The organism is Saccharothrix tamanrassetensis (genome assembly GCF_014203665.1).
GTDB classification, from domain to species: Bacteria; Actinomycetota; Actinomycetes; order Mycobacteriales; family Pseudonocardiaceae; genus Actinosynnema; species Actinosynnema tamanrassetense.
Genome location: NZ_JACHJN010000024.1, coordinates 1 through 3,877 on the forward strand (window position 1 = coordinate 1; position 3,877 = coordinate 3,877).

Annotated in this window: 2 protein-coding genes; both read right to left on the reverse strand. The window is 74.5% G+C overall.

Annotated elements, in window-relative coordinates:
* Window positions 1-1,704: type I polyketide synthase (locus tag FHS29_RS36110; protein WP_184699225.1), on the reverse strand; the 1,704-nt coding region annotated here is incomplete at its 3' end.
* The coding region (locus FHS29_RS36115; protein ID WP_184699227.1) for a beta-ketoacyl reductase at window positions 1,701-3,877 on the reverse strand (2,177 nt) is incomplete at its 5' end. The genes FHS29_RS36115 and FHS29_RS36110, both read right to left, overlap by 4 nt.

Here is a 3,877-nt window from a genome sequence, read left to right on the forward strand (position 1 = left end):
TTCGGCGCAGTGGTCGACGGTGTCCCGGTAGACGGGTTCGGTCTGGTACAGGTCGTGACCCATGCCGACGTGCTGCGAACCCTGACCGGTGAACAGGAACACGACATCAGGGGAGTCGGACGTGCCGGTCACCGTGGTCGCCGGGTCACGCGTGCGCAGGCTGTCGGCGGCGGTCGTGGGCTCGGTGACCACGACGGCCCGTCGGTGGCCGAACGCACACCGACCCAAAGCCAAGGTGTGGGCGGTGTCCGCCAAGTCGGGCCGCTGCTGGTCCAGGTGCTCGGCCAACCGGTCGGTGGCCGCGTCCAACGCCTCCGCCGTGCGAGCCGAGACGGTCAGCACCGCAGGAGCCGAAGTGTCCGAAGTGGAGCGTTCCTCGGCCGCAGGAGCCTCTTCGACGATCACGTGTGCGTTGGTGCCGCCGAACCCGAATGCGCTGACACCGGCCCGACGCGGCCGCTGCGGGTCGCGAGGCCACGGCGTCCGCTCGGCCACGACGCGGAACGGCCCGCCGGCGAAGTCGATCTCCGGGTTCGGGGCGGTGTGGTTCAGCGTCGCAGGCAAGGTCTCGTGCCGCAGGGCCAGGATCGTCTTGATCAGCCCGGCCATGCCCGCAGCCGCGTCCAGGTGCCCGACGTTCCCCTTGACCGAACCCAACGCGCACGAACCGCGCCCCTCGAAGGCCCGGTTGAGCGCCTGGGCCTCGATGGCGTCGCCGACGATCGTGCCGGTGCCGTGGGCCTCCACGTAGTCGATGTCCTCGGGGTCGACCTCGGCGGCGGTCAGCGCCTCGGCGACGACGGCGGCCTGGCCGGACACGGTGGGCGCGGTGAAGCTGGCCTTGCCCGCGCCGTCGTTGTTCACCGCCGAGCCGAGGATCACCGCGTGCACGGTGTCGCCGTCGGCCAGCGCGTCCTCCAGCCGCTTGAGGACGACCGTGCCCGCGCCGTTGCCGAACACGGTGCCCCGCGCCTCGGCGTCGAACGGCCGCACGTGCCCGTCGGGCGACAGGAACGAGCCCTCCTGGTAGCGGTAGCCGACGCCGTCGGGGACCTTGTAGGCCACCGCGCCGCAGACCGCCACGTCGCACTCGTAGTTGAGCAGGCTCTGGGCCGCCGTGTGCACGGCGACCAGCGCGGTCGAGCAGGCTGTCTGCACGGGCAGGCTCGGGCCGCGGAGGTCGAGCTTGTAGGACACCCGGCTGGCCAGGAACGCCAGCTCGAACCCGAGGCCGACGTTCTCGCCGCGGATCGCCGCGCCCCGGTCCAGGTTGGCCGTGATGTTGTCCAGGTACGCGGTGGTGCTCGCCCCGCCGAACACCCCGACGGTCCCGTCGATGCGCCCCGGCTCGCCGTACCCGGCGTCCTCCAGCGCGGCCCACGCCAGCTCCAGGAAGATCCGGTGCTGCGGGTCCATCGCGGCGGCCTCGCGCGGCGAGCAGCCGAAGAACTCCGCGTCGAACTCGGCGATCCCGGCGAACTTCGGCGCCATCCGGACGTAGTACGGGTCGGCGAGCTGCTCGGCGCCGACACCGGCCGCGCGCAGCTCGTCGTCGCCGATCGGCACGATCGACTCGACGCCGTCGCGCAGGTTCGTCCAGTACCGGTCCAGGTCGGCGGCGCCGGGGAAGCGCCCGGCCAGGCCGATGACGGCGATCCGGGCGGGCGCCAGGTCGTCGTCGCGGGTCGGTTCGGCGGTGGTCATGCCTGCCCCCGTGCGGTCCGGCGGCGCTGTTGGTGCGCGCGCCGCTTGCGCATCGATTCGGCCCGACGGCGGCCGTCCGGCACCGCGTCCTCGTCCTCGGCGGGCGGTGCGGCGAGCCGGGCCAGGTGCGCGGGTGTCAGCCCCTCGTACAGGTCGCCGAGGGAGAGCCTGCTGCCCAGCGCCTCGTTGACCGCGCCGACGAGCTGGATCGCGACGAGCGAGTTGCCGCCGAGGTCGAAGAAGCTGTCCTGCGGGCCGACCCGCTCGACGCCGAGGAGGTCCTGCCACACCCCGCACACCACCTGCTCGGCCTGGGCGGGTTCGGCGGCGCGCGGACGGACCGCCGTCCGCCGTTCCTCCGCGCGGGTCTGCGGCGCGGCGGCCGCGGCGAGCAGGTCGGGCAGCGGGACGGGGCTGACGATCACCTGCGGCTCGGCCGTGCCGGCGAGGACGGTGTCCAGCGCGCGCAGCCCTTCGGCCACCGACATGCCCCGGTTCTCCACGTCCCGCCGCCTGGCCCGCTCCACGCCCGACGGCAGCGCCGTGGTCACCGCCATGCCGACGCCCTTCCACGAACCCCAGTCGACGGTCACCACCCGGCCGCGCCTGCCCCGGTCCTGGGCGAACGCGTCCAGGAAGCAGTTGGCCGCGCAGTAGTCGGCCTGGCCCGCGTTGGCGACGTTGGCCCCGTTGGACCCGAACAGCACCAGGAAGTCCAGCTCCTGGTCGGCCAGCGCCTGTTCCAGCACGAGCGTGCCGCGCACCTTGGGCCGCAGCACCGCTGCCGCGTCGGCGAGGTCCTTCAACGCGACCACCCCGCCGCCGGCGACCCCGGCGACGTGGAACGCGCCGTGCAGCCGACCCCACCGCCGCACGGCGGCGTCGACGGCGGCCCGCATCGCCACCGGGTCGGCGGCGTCGGCGGTCGTGACCAGGATCTCCGCGCCGCCCGCCCGCAGCCGGGCCAGCTCCCGGGCCGCCGCGTGGGACGAACCGGCCCACTCGGGTTCCGGGGGCAGCGGGGTGCGGGCGGTGACCACGACCTTCGCCCCGGCGCCGACCAGGTGCGCGGTCAACGCGAGACCGAGCCCGCCGGTGCCGCCGGTGACCAGGTAGACCCCGTCGGGACGGATCGGCGGCGGCCCGTCGTGCGGGGCCATCGGGTGCGGGACGTGGTGCAGCGCCCAGCGCCGGGCGCCGCGCAGCGCGACCTCCTGCGTGCCGCTGTCGGGCTCCGCGCCGAGTTCGGCGAACACGCGGTCGGCGTGCGCGGGGCAGTCGGGTTCGACGTCGACCACGCGGCACGCCAGGCCCGGCATCTCCCGGGGCAGCACCCGGGCCGGTCCGAGCACCGTCGCGGTCGACGGGTGCATGCGTTCGGCGCCGGTCACCGCGTGCAGACCGGTGGTCAGCAGCCACAGCCGTCGCGTGCCGCCGCCCGCACGGCTCCACGCCTGTGCGAACAGCATCAGCGAGCCGAAGCCCCGCCGGTCGGCGACCAGCTCGGCGTCCGGGCCGTCACCGGGGTCGTCGGCGCACCAGGCGTGCACGACGTGGGTGGGCGCGTCGCCCGCCTCATCGCGCAACGCGGTCAGCAACCGGTCGTAGTCGGCGGCCCGTCCGGGGTCGACGGCGCACCGGCCGCCGGGGTCCATCCGCCACTCGTCGCCCGCGACCACCGTCGTCACCGTCGCGCCGGCCGCGCGCAGCCGCCGGGCCAGCGCGTCGCCGAGGCCACCGCCGTCGGCGAACACCAGCCAGTGCTTCCCGGCGTCCGGGCCGGGGTTCGTCGGCAACGGGTTGTGCTGCCAGGACGGCACCGCGAACCACTCCGCCATCTCCTCCCGGCGCTCGCCCCGCCTGTCGTCCTCGACGGTCGGCGTGCGCTTGTCGAGCCAGAACGACTTCAGCTGGAACGCGTAGCCGGGGAGCGCGATCCGGCGTCCTCCGCCGGTACTCCGCCCCCAGTCCGGACGGGCACCGGTCGTCCACAGCGCACCCAGGGCCCGTCGCATCGTCTCGGACGCGCTGCGCGTGTCCTCGCGGTGGGGCAGCGAGGCGATGGCCGCGTTGCCGACGATGCGTTTGGTGAGGGTGGTGAGGGTGTTGCCGGGTCCGATTTCGAGGTAGGTGGTGGTGGGTGTGGTGGTGTTGGTGATGGCGTTGTTGTATT